This is a genomic window from Iocasia fonsfrigidae (genome assembly GCF_017751145.1).
In the GTDB taxonomy this organism is placed as follows: Bacteria; Bacillota; Halanaerobiia; order Halanaerobiales; family DTU029; genus Iocasia; species Iocasia fonsfrigidae.
The window spans coordinates 488,640-505,066 of sequence record NZ_CP046640.1 but is presented as its reverse complement, the minus strand read 5'-3'; the positions used below and the strand labels follow the sequence as shown (position 1 = coordinate 505,066).

Annotated in this window: 18 protein-coding genes; 2 read left to right on the top strand and 16 right to left on the bottom strand. The window is 37.1% G+C overall.

What is annotated here, in order from left to right:
• Positions 1-21 precede the first annotated feature (21 nt).
• The 15 genes from flgK to GM661_RS02455 all read right to left on the bottom strand — a co-directional run bounded on the left by flgK (position 22) and on the right by GM661_RS02455 (position 12,974).
• A complete protein-coding gene (gene flgK, locus GM661_RS02525) occupies positions 22-1,800 on the bottom strand; it encodes a flagellar hook-associated protein FlgK (RefSeq protein ID WP_230868599.1) in 1,779 nt (592 codons plus the stop codon).
• 22 nt (positions 1,801-1,822) lie between these two features.
• Positions 1,823-2,278 (bottom strand): flagellar protein FlgN, encoded by a 456-nt coding sequence (locus GM661_RS02520; RefSeq protein ID WP_230868598.1) that lies wholly within the window; start codon positions 2,276-2,278, stop codon positions 1,823-1,825.
• 33 nt (positions 2,279-2,311) lie between these two features.
• A complete protein-coding gene (locus tag GM661_RS02515) occupies positions 2,312-2,656 on the bottom strand; it encodes a flagellar protein FlaG (RefSeq protein ID WP_230868597.1) in 345 nt (114 codons plus the stop codon).
• 55 nt (positions 2,657-2,711) lie between these two features.
• Entirely contained in the window at positions 2,712-3,194 is a 483-nt protein-coding gene (flgN, locus tag GM661_RS02510) for a flagellar export chaperone FlgN (protein ID WP_230868596.1), read from the bottom strand.
• Positions 3,184-3,600: a flagellar export chaperone FliS gene (gene fliS, locus GM661_RS02505; RefSeq protein WP_230868595.1), complete on the bottom strand. Its 417-nt coding sequence runs from the start codon at positions 3,598-3,600 to the stop codon at positions 3,184-3,186. The genes flgN and fliS overlap by 11 nt, the downstream gene beginning before the upstream one ends.
• Positions 3,601-3,661: 61 nt before the next feature.
• Complete coding sequence (locus tag GM661_RS02500; protein WP_230868594.1) at positions 3,662-4,153, bottom strand: flagellar protein FlgN; 492 nt, start codon at positions 4,151-4,153, stop codon at positions 3,662-3,664.
• Between the two features lie 5 nt (positions 4,154-4,158).
• Positions 4,159-4,431 carry a flagellar biosynthesis anti-sigma factor FlgM gene (gene flgM, locus GM661_RS02495; RefSeq protein ID WP_164522117.1) on the bottom strand — a complete coding sequence of 91 codons (273 nt, stop codon included), beginning with the start codon at positions 4,429-4,431 and terminating at the stop codon, positions 4,159-4,161.
• A 550-nt stretch (positions 4,432-4,981) separates the two neighbouring features.
• The gene (locus tag GM661_RS02490) at positions 4,982-5,413 is read right to left on the bottom strand and encodes a TIGR03826 family flagellar region protein (protein ID WP_125987869.1); all 432 of its coding nucleotides are present in this window, start codon (positions 5,411-5,413) and stop codon (positions 4,982-4,984) included.
• Positions 5,414-5,539: 126 nt separating this feature from the next.
• Positions 5,540-6,700 carry a glycosyltransferase family 4 protein gene (locus GM661_RS02485; protein WP_230869750.1) on the bottom strand — a complete coding sequence of 387 codons (1,161 nt, stop codon included), beginning with the start codon at positions 6,698-6,700 and terminating at the stop codon, positions 5,540-5,542.
• An 85-nt stretch (positions 6,701-6,785) separates the two neighbouring features.
• A complete protein-coding gene (locus tag GM661_RS02480; RefSeq protein WP_230868593.1) occupies positions 6,786-8,174 on the bottom strand; it encodes an aspartate aminotransferase family protein in 1,389 nt (462 codons plus the stop codon).
• A gap of 111 nt (positions 8,175-8,285) precedes the next feature.
• Entirely contained in the window at positions 8,286-8,555 is a 270-nt protein-coding gene (locus GM661_RS02475) for a hypothetical protein (RefSeq protein WP_230866727.1), read from the bottom strand.
• The gene (locus GM661_RS02470) at positions 8,476-9,831 is read right to left on the bottom strand and encodes an IS91 family transposase (protein WP_230867103.1); all 1,356 of its coding nucleotides are present in this window, start codon (positions 9,829-9,831) and stop codon (positions 8,476-8,478) included. Before GM661_RS02470 ends, GM661_RS02475 begins: the two co-directional genes overlap by 80 nt.
• Positions 9,832-9,883: 52 nt before the next feature.
• The gene (locus tag GM661_RS02465) at positions 9,884-10,153 is read right to left on the bottom strand and encodes a hypothetical protein (protein WP_230866727.1); all 270 of its coding nucleotides are present in this window, start codon (positions 10,151-10,153) and stop codon (positions 9,884-9,886) included.
• Positions 10,074-11,429 (bottom strand): IS91 family transposase, encoded by a 1,356-nt coding sequence (locus GM661_RS02460; protein ID WP_230866728.1) that lies wholly within the window; start codon positions 11,427-11,429, stop codon positions 10,074-10,076. Before GM661_RS02460 ends, GM661_RS02465 begins: the two co-directional genes overlap by 80 nt.
• Before the next feature lie 801 nt (positions 11,430-12,230).
• On the bottom strand, positions 12,231-12,974 hold the full coding sequence (locus GM661_RS02455) for a BsuPI-related putative proteinase inhibitor (protein WP_230868592.1): 744 nt from the start codon (positions 12,972-12,974) through the stop codon (positions 12,231-12,233).
• Between the two features lie 190 nt (positions 12,975-13,164).
• Here GM661_RS02455 and GM661_RS02450 point away from each other — a divergent pair, with 190 nt between their 5' ends.
• The gene (locus GM661_RS02450) at positions 13,165-14,793 is read left to right on the top strand and encodes a radical SAM protein (RefSeq protein ID WP_230868591.1); all 1,629 of its coding nucleotides are present in this window, start codon (positions 13,165-13,167) and stop codon (positions 14,791-14,793) included.
• A 106-nt stretch (positions 14,794-14,899) separates the two neighbouring features.
• A complete protein-coding gene (locus GM661_RS02445) occupies positions 14,900-15,118 on the top strand; it encodes a hypothetical protein (protein WP_125987855.1) in 219 nt (72 codons plus the stop codon).
• Between the two features lie 211 nt (positions 15,119-15,329).
• Here GM661_RS02445 and traF read toward each other — a convergent pair whose 3' ends face one another.
• Positions 15,330-16,424, bottom strand: coding sequence for a conjugal transfer protein TraF (gene traF / locus GM661_RS02440; RefSeq protein ID WP_230868590.1), 1,095 nt, complete (start codon positions 16,422-16,424; stop codon positions 15,330-15,332).
• Positions 16,425-16,427 lie beyond the last annotated feature (3 nt).

Sequence of the window (16,427 nt, the reverse complement as noted above, 5' to 3'; positions counted from 1 at the left end):
ATACATTACCCCCTTTCTCTACTATATTATTCCATTAATTAAAGTATCCAACATCTCATCCATAATTGAAACAACCTTGGAAGCAGCATTATAGCCGTGCTGAAACTTAATCATTTCCGTAAATTCTTCATCCAGTGAAACCCCGGATACCTCCTGTTTCTTCTCTTCCAGGGAACCGAGTAATACCTTCTGATTATTCTCCATTGCCTTGGCCCCACTGATCTTAACACCCAGCTGACTGGCCTGGGTCTGCCAAAATTCATTAAATGTAGCATTACCTAAGCCTGAAACAGAGGTCTCTGTTGCTAACTGGGCAATCTTTAAGGCAATAGACTGGTTACCTACATAGTCATTTCCTTTCTTACCGTCAGAATCGGCGGCCAGAGAGGATGCTGCAATATTTTCTGGATGATCTAAGATCTGGTCACTGACTGTTATACTGGAGGCATCACTACCAGAAAAGAAATCACGCCCTGCCCCAGTACCCCTTAACCCCAACTCTTCAATGGCATTAACTTCATCATCAGTACTCCGGTCAACAATATCTATTGTATAACCAGCTGCACTCTCAATCTCCAACCTGTCTCCATTAACAGTTGCAGTAACATTAGCAACTGAATTAATATTGCTGGCTATATCTGCCAGACTGTCACCACTATTAATAGTTATATCAGTAGTAGTTGTAGTAGTACCATCATTTACTAAAACCTGAATAGTACTAGTATTCCCGTCAAGGGGATCTGCTGTATTTGTCTGTTCTGCTGAAACCATCTCTGTCATGCCCAGGTCACTTTTACCATATCCTGTCCTATGCAGGGCATTGACTTCCTCAATTAAACTTTCAGCCAGAAGGTCCAGCTTGTTCATCTTCTGGTCAGCTATCTCTTCACGGACAGTCATCAAACCATATATTTCACCACTATCAATATGAGCCTCATTACCATCAATGGTAAAGGTGTATTTATCAAATTCACCATCATTATAAGTCCTCTTGCCGTCAGCAGATGTTCTACTGACATCATTAGCCTCGGCAATAATTTTCCTGGAATCATCACCATGGACAATGCCAATCCCATTTAAACTGACCTGGGCCTGGTTTTCACTGTCAATCGTCACTTGAATATCAATCATTTTGGAAAGGTCATCAATTAAGGCATCTCTTTCATCACAGAGGTCATTGGCAGCTTTAGTTGTATCTGCCTCAATCGCCTTAATCTGTTTATTCAAGTCAGCAATCTTTGAAGTCAAATTATTGACCTTCGAAATTTTATTCTCTATTTCACTACCTAAATGCTCCCTGAACTCCATCAAAGAAGCATTAATATGATTCATCTGGGTTGTCAGAGTAACAGCCTGCTGAATTATCGCTCCCCTGGTAGAATCACTACTTTCAGGATCAGCTCCAACCAAATTACTAAAATACTGAAAGAAATCGTCTAAACTACTTTTGAGACTTCCCTCATCCAATTCATTATAAATACCCTCTATCTGCTGCAGGTTTTCTTTCCTGATATTCCAGGCACCTAAACCCTGGTTTTCATACCAAATACGGTTATCAATAAATTGATCCCTCATCCTCGATATTTCCTTAACATAGACACCAGTACCTACCTGTCCTGCCCCTGTACTACTATATAATGATGGGGAGGTATAAGGAATAGTTGTGCTTTGAATCGCCCGCTGCCGTGAATAATTTTCATTAGCGGCATTGGCAATATTATGCCCAGCTACACTCATTGATTTCTGCTGGGTCTGTAGTGCCCTTTTACCTAATTCTACTCCACCAAATGTTGACGACATTTGCCTAACCTCCTTCTATAAACTATGCCCTTCTATTAACAAAAGTACTCCCGGATTTCTTGACTAATCCCTTTTTACTATAGGTCTTTGTATTAGCATTGTTCTTAACCAGATTTAATTTAATATTTACTAAAGTAAGTGAATCTTCTATGAGTTGGGTATTTAATAGATTCTGTTCTTTTAGTTTAAGTGTTAAAGATAGTAGTTGCTTTTTTAAGTCATCTAATTTTTGTTTGTCTGCTTCTCCCAACTGGGGCAATCTACTGTCCAGATTAGCATCTAGCAGCTCTAATCTTGCTTCCTCCAGTCCCTGGACTTCAACCAGGAGTTTTTCTTCTTTTTTTACAAGCCCTTCCAGCCCTTCTAAATCCTCTGCTATAATAATATCCTGTTTCTGTTGAACCAGCTGATAGATAGACTGGTATAACTGATATTCTCTTTTTAATATCTCCCATATTTTCTTCGAATCAGCTGTCATAGATGACTCCCCTTCTAGGTAAAAAATTTCAAATTATATTTTCTCATCTAATAGCAGGCCGACCATCTCCCTGATACGGCCGAGCATATCAAGTACTTCCCGGGGTGGAATTTCCTTGATTACCTCTTTATTATCCAGATTAATAACCTCGACCATCATTCTTCCTGAACTTTCATGCAGCTCAAATTTCAAATCCTGATGTAAGGCCTCTACAGTATTATTGAGTTCCTCAACACCTTCTTCTAATTCAGCATTAAAGAAATCACCTTCATTTTCTTTCTTTTGATGCTCCTTAAGAATAATACTGCTTGTCTCTTCAGTCTGCTTGTGCTGTACCCCCAGCTGCTGTTGGGGCATATCTAAACCTTCAACTTTCACTTTATACCCTCCTCTCAGAGTTTAGTTTTTATTTTAAAAATCATATTGATAACAATCAACTCTTTTGATCAATAAAAGTTGAGTATATTCTCTGGGTATTATTGTACCCATTATTAGCTCTTCGTCCATTCTGGAGTTTGATCATGACCTCGTTTAGTTCCTCTCTCTTCCCTTCGATATCTTTTACGCTTTGCTCATGTAGTTCTTTTAACTCCCTGATCATCACATCCAATTTTTTTATATCGCTTTTAATATTTTCTGGTATTTCCGTGATCCCCTGAATACCTTCTACCCAGTTGTCTCTATTTAAATCGTAATTGTTAATAATTTTTTCAGTAATAGGTTTCAGCTTTTCTTCCAGTTTATCTGCATTCTGCATTAGTACTTCTTTCTTATCAAGTAGAGACTGCAGCCCATCCCAGTTTTCATCCTCAATAACTCCTGTTTGTTTCCTGGATAGTTTTATTAATTCCTCAAATAGTCCCAACTTTTTATCAAGCAATAGGGATAGTTTAGTATATCGTCTTTTATCCTTCAATGTTTAAGCCCCCAGCTGATTGAATAGTCCCCTGTCTCATCTTAGTAATTACTTCTTCCCAGGACTCCTTAATCTCACTTAAAAGCCCCACTACCTCATCAACAATTTTAGGGTCTTTCCTGATATTAGCCTGAATTAAACGCCGGTTCATATATTCATATAGGCTATATAGGTTACTGGCTATCTCCCCACCCTGGTCCAAGTCTAAAGAGACCATCAGTTCATTAATAACATCCTGGGTCTTTTTTAATTTATTATTGGCCACTTCAATATTCTTTTCTTCCAATGCTGTCCGGGCCTGACCGGCAAATTTGATGGCACCATTATATAACATGAGTAATAACTGTTCTGGACTGGCTGTTTCATACTGGGCATTTTTGTACTTTTGATATGGATTAACAGACATAAAACTAAATACCTCCCTTTAAGTTTATTATCTAAGCGTCTTGTCTAATTATCTATTTAAATTATATTTTTTTATTAATTATGTGATTTGTCTGCCTCAATGAATCTGATTTATCCTTTTTACTGTATACATTCTCTTTGCCCACAGCCTGTCTAATAAGCTCTAGTGAATACTCTGAAATTTTAAGTGAATCCTCAATCAACTGTTTATTTTCTTCATTTATCTGCTGTAGTTGATCAAGAACAGTCAGGAAATCAGCCTTTAACTCCTGCATCCCCTCTCTCTCTTCTGGCATAAAAGCCATTAGTTCAGCAAAAGAAAACTCTGTATCAGCTGCTTTTTTCTCTGCAGCAAAATCATTTAAAAAGGAATGTCTCTTCGACTCTAGTTCTTCAATCAGTTCTATAATCTCCTGTTCATAACTAACAATCTCTGCTAGTTCATCTATGTCGTTTTCCATAATTGCCTGCTGCTTGCTCTGAGCCTTATCAAGTAAGATACAATACTGCTCATATTCTTTTTTAAATATCTCTTTGAATTCACTTAAGGGCAAAATTCTCACTCCAGATCATTATTTAGTAGTCGCTGGGCAATAGACCGGGCTGATACCTGATATGTCCCGGACTGGATCTGTTCTTTCAGGGCCTGAACCTTTTCTTCCCTGATTTCAGGTATTTTAGCCAGGTCCTGCTGGAGGTCTTTTATATTTAAAGCCTTTTTAGAGATAAGCACCTTATCAGAACCCTTACCTGCCCCCTGGGCCTTGAACTTGTTCTGCCTATTATTATCCAGATACCTGACCTTCTGATTATTTGCCTGATAGACACGCATCAAATCACCTCAATCTCTCTTCACATTATTAATCTTATCTGCCTTATTTGTTCTATTCTTCTCATCTTATTTACTTTATCGTAAAATCAAGCAATATCTTAAATAGCATTAAAAGCAACTATCACTAACTAAATCACTATAACTCTCTTTTTATCTATTATACTCCATAATACACATAAAAGAATTTCCAGACCTATTGTCATGAAAATTGATACTTTCTTAAGGACGAAATGGCTTGCGGCCATCCGGATTAATCAAAAATTCCAGCTTTCTTAACTTATACTATTTATTACACATATTTAATCAATAAACTATTAACCAGACAGATATATTTGTTGTACGACTCTAGAAATTATCCGTAGGCAGGACGCCGAAGGAGAATTTCTCGACAGTAAGCGGAGGTAGGACGCCGCAGCTTACGACAAGGGAAACACATATATCTGTCGGCCTTCAAAGTTATCCACAATCCGGCAACTCACATAATTTCCTGCCTAAATAAAAAAAGAACAGCTATTAATAGCTGTTCTGCCCTTCATTAAAAATAAATACATTATCTATTCTTTCTATTTATCCGGTCAAATAAATACATCCGTGTATTTTCAGTATCATTTTGATCCGGCTCCTTCTTCCTCTTTGTCTTTTTACCAGTCCTAAATCCTGATACCAACTCTTGCTGGCACTTTTCACAGAAACGCCCATGGGAAATAAGTTCACCACATCGTTCACATTCTATCAATAATTCTAGATCCAATCCCTCAGCAATCAACCGATCTTCGCGAATAAAATGTATGATCCTCTCTCTGCTAACACCAGTCTTTTCATGAACCACTTCTATAGTAGCATTGGGGTTGTCCCATAAAAATTCTTTAACCTTCTTGAAATCCTCTTCTTCTCCATCAGCACAAATCGGACATAAGTCACTATCACCCTTTTTGGCAAACAATTTACCACAACGAGGACAGTTCTTAAGATTTAAACCCATGATATCCCCCCTTTTATTTACATTAATCAATAAATAAGCCTAATATATACCAGTTATGTATATTTATAATCAAATTATATCATTTCTCTATACTACCGTCAATGAAACTATTTGACCCTATTTATATCAAGCCAGTGATTTTTTAGCCCTTTGCTGAGATAAAGTCTCCTGATAACTGGCAATTAATCTATCAACCATTTTATCCATGGAAAGGTCTGCTGCTTTTTTAAGGGCATTTTCCTTTAGATACTTATATTTCTCTTCATCGGTCAAGATATCAATAATACCATTAGCAAAGAGGTAATAATCATCTTTAGTCAATATCCCATTAATATTATTGTCAACCATAATGGAAGAACCAGCAGCATTAATTGCTGTTACAGGCATCCCTCCTGCCATTGCCTCTAAAATTACCAGACCCTGGGTCTCAGTAACTGAGGGAAAAACAAAAAGGTCACAACCACAGTAATAATCAATCACCTTATCATGACTTAGTTGCCCTGTGAAGACAACATAATCATCCACTAAGAGTTCACGACTCATCCTCGCCAATTTCTTTCGCTCAGGTCCATCACCAATAATCAATAATTTGCATTTACTTAGATTCTCTCTAACCACCTTGAAAGATTTTATTAATAACTCAACATTCTTTTCCTGCCCCAGACGACCTACAAATAACAATAATTTTTCATCAGCGGAATCCTTATATCTTTCTCTTATATCTTTACCATTACTGGCTTGATATGGCTCCAGACTTATACCTGTGGGAATAGTCCTAACAGGGGTAGTAATTCCATAAGACAAGAGCCTTTTCTTAACAAATTCAGTAGGGGTTATTACTATATCACAGGTCTGACAGTAATCCCTACTATATTTAACAACCAACTTGCGGGCCAGCCCCTTAGCAAAAGGGGCATAGTGGGCATATTCCCCATACAGGGTATGATAGGTAAAAACAAGTGGGAGCGATAATTTCTGCGCCACATGACGCCCCAGCCAGCCCATCATAAATGGTGAGTGGGTATGAATTATATCCAACTCCAGTTTCTTTACCTGCTGTATTATATGACTGGAAATAGGAATAGCCAGACGAAAATCATCATTTGTCGGCACAGGCAGAGAACGAAAGCGAAAAACATCCTTCTTCTTTTCAGCCTCTGGATAATCAGGTGCAAAGATATAGACCTGATGGCCTTTTTTCCTGAGCTGATAGGAAAAAGACTCTATTGATTTTACTACCCCACTAAGATATGGTTTATAACTATCACTAAAAACACCAATCCTCATCAAATATCACCTCTATTACATTGAAGAAAAAAATACCATATATTGTTTCTTGTGAAACATTATTGCCTTATTTGGAAATTTTAAACTATTTTTTAAACAATCCCCCGATAACTGTTTTAGCACTTTTTATTGCCATGCCGAAGAGGCCTTTATACCGGCTAAAAACATCTTCCAGGGCTTCGACAAGTTTATCAAGTTCCTGATAAGTAACAATTAATGGTGGTTCAAACCTGATTACATTAGGATTGTTCAGGGTATAGGCTGTGATAATATGGTGTTCATTATGTAAAGCCCCGGCAACCAGGGAACCCATATATTCATGGGAGAGTTTACTAACTATCCCCCCGGATAGTTTATCAAGAACACCCCTATCTGGTTGATTAAATTCAAGACCAATCATTAGACCCCTACCCCTGACCTCTTTTATTATATCATATTCTTTAGCAAGTTCATTTAATTTCCCCAGGAGATAATTACCCTTTTCAAGGGCCTGCTGACTTAAATCCTGATCAACTAATTCCTTCATAGCTGCAATAGCAGCCGCAGCAGCCAGTGTATTCCCGCCAAAAGTAGAAGTGTGTAAAAGGGCCTTATCCATTCCACCATAAGCCTTATTCCAGATCTCTTTAGTAGTTATAAAAGCCCCTACCGGCATCACTCCACCACCAAGCGATTTGGCCAGACACATAATATCAGGTACTACATCATATTGTTGACAGGCAAAAAGACTCCCTGTCCTGCCGAAACCAGTCTGTATCTCATCCAGGATAAAATACACATCATGTTCTGTGCATAACTCACGGACACCTTTAAAATATTCATCTGTTGGAAGATTGATACCACCTTCACCCTGTATTGGTTCAATAATAAAGGCAGCATACTCATTATTTTCAAGCATCACTTCCAGGGCTTTAAGGTTACCATAATCAACTAGTTCATTACCCGGAACAAGTGGGCCAAACGGTTTCTGGTATTTTTCACGTCCTGTTACAGAAAGTGAACCCATTGTTTTACCATGAAAAGAATTCCTACAATAAAGAACCCTGGACTTCCCGGAAGCAATTTTTGCTGTTTTAATTGCCCCTTCTACTGCTTCAGTACCACTATTACAAAAAAAACTGTTACTTAATTCTCCCGGTGCAAGTAAACTCAGGTTATAGGCGGCAGCACTGGCCATGGTCCCCATACCAGCCTGCAGTATATTGGGCAGCTCTGTTACTTTCTTAATTGCCTCCAGAACTGCTGGAGGATTATGGCCCAGATTCAAGGCCCCATACCCTCCCAGGAAATCAAGGTATTCATTGCCATCACTATCCCAGACACTGGTCCCACTGGCACGAACATAATGCCTGTCAAAATTGAGAAGAGCAAACATCTTGGCCAGTGACGGATTTACATGTTTTTTGTAATATTCTATCACTTCATCCCTTTTTAACTGTAATGCATCATCAACATTTATTAAATTTTCACTCATTTTACTCACCATCCTCTGCTATATAATATTATCCAATTCCCCTTAAAATCCTGCATGATTTGCACCTGAGTTGATAAAAATTAATTTTAAGAACAAAATGGCTCCGCCACCCTACTGCAACTCAGAATCCCCTTCTGTTTTACGGTAGGGGTATTTAATATAAGATGATTCAAAAACCATCTTTGTAAGACATTCAGGACATGCCACTCCAGGCATTTCCCCTTCTTTCAATTTTTGAACCATTGCAAACTCATCTACTACAAAATCAGGTACATGATCATCCATCCCACACTTTGGACATCTATAAACATACCATTCTTCTTGGTGGTCCGGGGAATGGAATGGTAGTTCCCAGTTGTCTCGCTCTTTTTCGTCTTTCAATTCTAGGATCCTCCTCCCATGGATATCTTTTTATATGTCGTCCATTTTCATCTGTATGTTCAAAATGATAAATAAAATCATGTTTAGGACTCCATATCTCATATAATACCATCTCCGAACCACATTTCCTACATATTAATGGGTCTCTATCAAAACTTTTTATAATATTTTCTCGCCATCTCATTACTCTTTTTTTCTTTTCTACCACTATTAGTTTTAACTGTCTTTTCTTCATGTATTTCCATAGTGATACTATCTTTTTTACTTTTTTATTAAAACCTCTACTATATAACCCATATCTTCTTACCATCTTAAAATACTTTTTAGGTACATGCATTATCAATCTACCTATAAAGTCTAATACATCAAGCAGTAATTCTTTTCTTTTTTTCGTATTATGGTCTTCATACCAAAACCTTACCTTCTTACCATCATACTCTAGTATTCTATATTCAGCCATAGCTGGACGTGCTAGATATCTACCAATATATCTAGTTGCACCTCTAGCATTAATTAGTCTAGATTCAGCATTTACATAAAATCCATTAGGATATTTTTGATACAGTTCTCTTACTAAATTCTGAACCTTTAAGTCCTCTTTGAAATACTTTCGAAATATATTAAGTAATACTTTCTGCCATGACTTTCTTAAATATGGATATGAAATATATCCAATATGCTTCCACTGCTTATATTTATCTAATGCTCCTTCTGTTAATAGAGCATGGATATGAGGATTAAACCCTACATCCCTCCCAAAAGTATGAACTACTGTTATTACTCCAACTTGATATTCTTTTTCCTTTGATTGTTTATCATAGTAATCTTGAATTAATTCATTTACTGCATCGCACATATCTTTCAATAAATCTCTATGCCAATATACATACCCTCTTAATTGTTCTGGTAATGTAAATACTAAATGTCTATGACTTGTATCAAGTATATTCTCTACTTGTTTCTCAACCCAATTATCTATATATTTCTTGCCACATCGTACACAAAAACGACTTTTACAGCTAAATCCAATTATATGCTCATGACCACATTCAAGACATTTATATAAAGTATATCCATTTTCAGGATTTCCACAACCCAATGCCCTTTCAACCTGTTCAATTACATCATCTATCATATCAGCTGGAACCACTTCTGATAATCTGTTATCTTTAAAGATTTTCCAGTTATTATTATGAGTAAATATTTTTTTAATCGTATGTTGTTTTTGTATCTCTTTTCTTTTCATAATACTTATTAATTCTATTAAGTTATCCACAAACCTGCTTAACACATAATTTCCTATACCTGAACAAAATGGCTACGCCACCCTACTGCAACTCAGAATCCCCTTCTGTTTTACGGTAGGGGTATTTAATATAAGATGATTCAAAAACCATCTTTGTAAGACATTCAGGACATGCCACTCCAGGCATTTCCCCTTCTTTCAATTTTTGAACCATTGCAAACTCATCTACTACAAAATCAGGTACATGATCATCCATCCCACACTTTGGACATCTATAAACATACCATTCTTCTTGGTGGTCCGGGGAATGGAATGGTAGTTCCCAGTTGTCTCGCTCTTTTTCGTCTTTCAATTCTAGGATCCTCCTCCCATGGATATCTTTTTATATGTCGTCCATTTTCATCTGTATGTTCAAAATGATAAATAAAATCATGTTTAGGACTCCATATCTCATATAATACCATCTCCGAACCACATTTCCTACATATTAATGGGTCTCTATCAAAACTTTTTATAATATTTTCTCGCCATCTCATTACTCTTTTTTTCTTTTCTACCACTATTAGTTTTAACTGTCTTTTCTTCATGTATTTCCATAGTGATACTATCTTTTTTACTTTTTTATTAAAACCTCTACTATATAACCCATATCTTCTTACCATCTTAAAATACTTTTTAGGTACATGCATTATCAATCTACCTATAAAGTCTAATACATCAAGCAGTAATTCTTTTCTTTTTTTCGTATTATGGTCTTCATACCAAAACCTTACCTTCTTACCATCATACTCTAGTATTCTATATTCAGCCATAGCTGGACGTGCTAGATATCTACCAATATATCTAGTTGCACCTCTAGCATTAATTAGTCTAGATTCAGCATTTACATAAAATCCATTAGGATATTTTTGATACAGTTCTCTTACTAAATTCTGAACCTTTAAGCCCTCTTTGAAATACTTTCGAAATATATTAAGTAATACTTTCTGCCATGACTTTCTTAAATATGGATATGAAATATATCCAATATGCTTCCACTGCTTATATTTATCTAATGCTCCTTCTGTTAATAGAGCATGGATATGAGGATTAAACCCTACATCCCTCCCAAAAGTATGAACTACTGTTATTACTCCAACTTGATATTCTTTTTCCTTTGATTGTTTATCATAGTAATCTTGAATTAATTCATTTACTGCATCGCACATATCTTTCAATAAATCTCTATGCCAATATACATACCCTCTTAATTGTTCTGGTAATGTAAATACTAAATGTCTATGACTTGTATCAAGTATATTCTCTACTTGTTTCTCAACCCAATTATCTATATATTTCTTGCCACATCGTACACAAAAACGACTTTTACAGCTAAATCCAATTATATGCTCATGACCACATTCAAGACATTTATATAAAGTATATCCATTTTCAGGATTTCCACAACCCAATGCCCTTTCAACCTGTTCAATTACATCATCTATCATATCAGCTGGAACCACTTCTGATAATCTGTTATCCTTAAAGATTTTCCAGTTATTATTATGAGTAAATATTTTTTTAATCGTATGTTGTTTTTGTATCTCTTTTCTTTTCATAATACTTATTAATTCTATTAAGTTATCCACAAACCTGCTTAACACATAATTTCCTATACCTGAACAAAATGGCTCCGCCACCCAGACTTAATCACTAATTATTAATTTTTTCTTAGAACCACTTTTCACTCAAAGTTAACTACTCATCATAATAAACCAGACCAATATATTTACTGGACGACTCTAGAAATTGTCTGGAGGCATGGACGCCGGAAGACAATTTCTCGACAGTAAACGAAGGCAGGACGCCATAGTGCACGACAAGGTAAGTAAATATACTGGTCGGTCTTTAAAGTTATCCACAATTTCAAAATTGCATAGTTTCCTAAACTTGAACAAAATGGCTACGCCACCCAGACTTAATCAAAACATCAACTTTCTTAACTCAAACTATTTATTACCCATAGTTAATCAGTAAACTATTAACCAGACAAATATATTTGTTGGACGACTCTAGAAATTATCCGCAGGCAGGACGCCGAAGGAGAATTTCTCGACAGTAAGCGGAGGTAGGACACCGCAGCGCACGACAAGGGAAACAAATATATTTGTCGGCCTTTAAAGTTATCCACAATTTTAAAATTGCATAATTTCCTAAACTTGAACAAAATGGCTTCGCAGCCATCCAAACTTAAAAACTAATTATTAACTTTACTTAGAAATACTTCTTACAAAGTTACTAGTTATCATAGGCCAGACAAATGTATTTGTCGGCCTTCAAAGTTATCTATAATCCTAACCGTAAATAAAAGGAACCCAGTAGGGTTCCACTTATAATCTTAATCATATCTCTTTATATTTATACATATGCAAAACTATTATCAAAATCTATTACTCAGCACTAATCTCAATTCCAATCTGATTAAGAACCAGCCTATTTTCAACAGTAGCTATCTCCCCCACTAAGGTATACTCACCAGGCTTAATCTCCTCTTCAATTTCAACATCATAAACCAGTTTATTACCAGACTCCAGTTCTCTGCGGATAAGGGCCATAGTAAAGAATCTCCCCTCAGACCAGCGCCAGACTTCTTCATCATTTTGTAGTAAAGCAAGGTCATAGCTCTGCCCAGAACCGAAGTTCAGAAAAACACTCTCCTGAGCGATATTATATAATCTAAGATGGGTTGTAATAATCTCTCCTTCACTATAATTATCAGCATCTGTATAAAGTCCACCTATCATAGAGGGCAGATCTTCAGTCAGAACTGTCTGCAAAACAGTCCTCACTGCTTCTATACTCAAATAAGTCCTCCCCTGATAGATTACTGGAGCTACTGGCAATGGATTTCCGTCAATAATCCCTTCTTCAAGAGAAAAACTCAGCTGTTCTCCCCTGGTATTGATATAAATACTCCTACTTTCAGCATTATATCCTAAAAGCCATTGATATTGAGCAGCCAGTTCTTTCAGTTGAAACATCTCCTGACCATCAATAATATGCGGTTGTAAAGTGATATAATCATTATCCCCTGCTGCACCAAGATTATCATTAAAAGCAAACAGAATAGCAATAATAAGAAAACAGGTTATTAGTCCCATCATAACACCCCTGTAAATAATCCCTTGTTTCATTATATTTATCACCCCTATAAACTATTATTACATCTTTTATTATATAGTATATTTCTTTGAAAACAACACAAAACCTGCTGGTAAATACTGGACAAACCCTTTTCTTTACCCTATAATTAAATGAGAACTTAATTTATTTTAACTTTTTCATGGTATACCTTAAAAATATATATCACAAAGGAGACAAATCATGGAAAATAGTAAAATCAAAACTATACTAATAGACGGCTACCTGGATGAACCTTCCTGTTTAGGGGTACCCCCTTATATTTCACCACATATCCGCTATACCTATGGGGCCCTATTAGCAGTCGGTATTAAAGAAAAAAACCTCAGCTACTATACCATAGATACCCTGCGAAACGACTGGGCCGGGTACCTGAATATACTTGAAGAGGCTGACCTGGTAATAGTCATTGCCGGAACTACAGTCCCCGGACATTACCTTGGTGGAAAACCCATCTCCTTGAAAGAAATTCAGGACTTATCCCGAAAACTGTATTATCCCCAGAAAGTCCTGGGAGGTCCTGTCACACTTGTCAAAAAAGAAATACCAGGTTATGACCATATCTGTGGAGAACTGGCCAGCCTGGACCTCTATCAATTACTTAGTTCTAAAACTATTGACAAAGCTGAAATCAGTAGGCATATAGCAAACTGGGCAGTCAAAGGGGCAGCCCTGACCAGAAAACACCCCTTTTATCCCAATCTAGTCTGCGAAATCGAGACCTTCAGAGGATGTCCGCGCCCTACACACTGTGCTTTCTGTAGTGAGGGTTTAAAAAAAACAAACTATCAAAGAAAAGCGGAAGAGATAATCAAAGAAGTAAAAGCTCTAGCCAAATGCGGCAACCATTATTACCGTTTGGGCTGCCAGACCGACCTCCTGCTCTTTAATGCAGTACGGGACAGCAATAGTCTAATCCCCAATCCAGAGGCACTAAATAGACTCTATGCAGGAATAAGGGAGGCTGATCCCAGTCTAAAAGTATTACACCTGGATAATATCAACCCAGCCAATATAAGTAATTATGAAAAGGAAAGCAGGGCAATCTTAAAGACTATCATCAAATACAATACCCCTGGTGATATTGCTGCCTTTGGTCTGGAATCTGCTGACCCCCTTGTCCTGAAAAAAAACAAGATTGAATCAGATACCAGTACAACCTTTAAAGCCGTTGAAATACTAAACGAAATTGGCGGGATACGAAAGAAGGGGGTTCCCAGATTATTACCGGGGATCAACCTCCTCCACGGCTTAACTGGTGAAAGGCCGGAGACCATGGAGCTAAATTATAGATTTCTTAAGAAAATATATGAGGCAGGGTTGATGTTAAGGAGAATAAACATTAGACAGGTAGTTACTATGGGTAGATACCCTGCTGTTAAAATAGAACAACAGAGATTTAAGGAGTATAAGGAAAGGATAAACAGGGAAATAAATCAGCCTATGTTAAAAAGGGTTTTCCCCAGGGGAATAGTATTAAACAATGTCCTCACTGAAACCAACAGAGGGAAACTGACCTATGGGAGACAACTTGGTAGTTATCCCATTCTAATCGGTATACCAGGAGAACTCAAGCTGCATGAATTTATTACCGTCAGGGTCATTGACCACGGCTACCGTTCTATTACAGCTCTACCCTGGCCCTTTGAAATTAAAAAAGCCAGCCCGGCACAGCTGTCTGCTATACCAGGCATCGGCAAAAAAAGAGCCAATAAAATCTTTATCAAGCAGCCTAACAGCCTTAGTGAACTCGCTCAACTCCTAGATCCAGGATTCCCACTTGATGACTGGCAGGACTGGTTCATATTTTAAGCAAAAACACGTGACAAACAAACCGTCCCCTTGTCACGCGTGCGCGTATATTTTAACCTCACTTTACAAACTATATACACTATAGTCAGTTTAAAGGGGGATAAATATGGTTGATTTAATGACCAGCAACAAATATAAAGATGCCTGCCGCTATAGAATGCGAGAAACACTAGAAAACCTTCTAAAAATCTGGGATCGAGACCAGGATGAAGAGGTAGCTACCATTGATAATATCAATGAAGCAATTGACATACTTAACAATACTATCAATGAACTCAAATATTTTAAAGAAAAAATAATAACTACCGATGAAATCAAATACTAAAAATTACTTGAAGAATAAAATGGTTTCGCTAGCCAGACTTAATCAAATACATCAGCCTTCTTAACTTAAACTATTTATTACACATAGTTAATCAATAAACTATTAACCAGACAAATATATCTGTCGGTTTTCAAAGTTATCCACAATCTCGAAAAAACAAAACCCCCTCATTTTCCAGAGGAGGTTAGCATTATTATTATTTAGGAAATATCTAAAACTTCACCCTTCCAGAAACCACAGCAGCAACACTCTTATCAAATCTATCATCACTGGCTGCTGCAATATCAAGGTGTAAGGCTTTAAGGTTTAATCCCAGGCCACAGGTAAGATAGTTATCACCATCTTCCTGGCTGAAGGTACCGGCCCGCAGAGATAAACCGTTAAAGATTATATCTTTTTCTATACCAAAGTGATATACCTCATCATCCTTTGTATCAGATAGGAAACCTAGATTATCTATATCAGCTGCCAGGGTTAGATCAATTATCGGGACTCTTAATGAAGCCCCTATCCGGCCGACCCTGTCCAGTTTCATCTCTTCAGAATAACTATCACTATCTATAACCCAGGTAGAACCATCATAATGACTCTTCTCTTTATCACCTGACAGATCAAAATCCGGTTTAATCAGGTTCTGGATCTGAAGTCCAACCCTGAAATTATCTGTCATATTCATTAATAAACCCAAGTCAATAGCAAAACTATCATCATCGCTTTCTATCTTCGTAACTTCAGTAGCAGATGAAACCGCATATGATTCCTTTTCTAATTTAATTAACCTATAATTCATCCCATAAACCAGTCTGCCTACACCAAAGGGAAGTCCTATTAATTCATTACCCAGACTTAAGACACCTTCCTGTAGCTTAATTAACTTAGCAGAGGCCGAAGAACCCTGGTTGGATGACTCAGCAAAAGCCTTAGTAGTATAGGCCACACCAAATGACTTAAAATTAGCCGCCAGCTGTCCCTGTCCCATAAAATTTACATCATCTGGGATAACAGAAAGAGCATCACTAATACTATCATCATTAATCTTATCTGGTATATCCTGTAATTCATCCAGTTCATCTGAAATAGAGACCATTGTCCCCAGATCAAGCTGGATACCAAGCAGTCCGCTGTTCACCATACCAGCAGGATTATAATACAATGAACTTAAATCATCAGCCAGTCCAGTAAAAGCACCACCCATTCCCAGAGACCTTGCCGTTAAATTTGCCGAGCCCAGTTTTTCCGCTCCAACACTTCCAGCTGAGACTAAAATCACAACAAGAGAGACTACCAAAACCACCTTCAATTTCACTAA

Bases quoted from the DNA above. Each gene is read 5' to 3' on its own strand.
- fliS (WP_230868595.1), bottom strand. From the start codon at position 3,600: ATGTCTGTTAATCCATATCAAAAGTACAAAAATGCCCAGTATGAAACA.
- GM661_RS02520 (WP_230868598.1), bottom strand. From the start codon at position 2,278: ATGACAGCTGATTCGAAGAAAATATGGGAGATATTAAAAAGAGAATAT.
- GM661_RS02450 (WP_230868591.1), top strand. From the start codon at position 13,165: ATGGAAAATAGTAAAATCAAAACTATACTAATAGACGGCTACCTGGAT.
- GM661_RS02485 (WP_230869750.1), bottom strand. From the start codon at position 6,700: ATGAGGATTGGTGTTTTTAGTGATAGTTATAAACCATATCTTAGTGGG.
- flgK (WP_230868599.1), bottom strand. From the start codon at position 1,800: ATGTCGTCAACATTTGGTGGAGTAGAATTAGGTAAAAGGGCACTACAG.
- GM661_RS02480 (WP_230868593.1), bottom strand. From the start codon at position 8,174: ATGAGTGAAAATTTAATAAATGTTGATGATGCATTACAGTTAAAAAGG.
- GM661_RS02490 (WP_125987869.1), bottom strand. From the start codon at position 5,413: ATGGGTTTAAATCTTAAGAACTGTCCTCGTTGTGGTAAATTGTTTGCC.
- flgM (WP_164522117.1), bottom strand. From the start codon at position 4,431: ATGCGTGTCTATCAGGCAAATAATCAGAAGGTCAGGTATCTGGATAAT.
- GM661_RS02455 (WP_230868592.1), bottom strand. From the start codon at position 12,974: ATGAAACAAGGGATTATTTACAGGGGTGTTATGATGGGACTAATAACC.
- GM661_RS02445 (WP_125987855.1), top strand. From the start codon at position 14,900: ATGGTTGATTTAATGACCAGCAACAAATATAAAGATGCCTGCCGCTAT.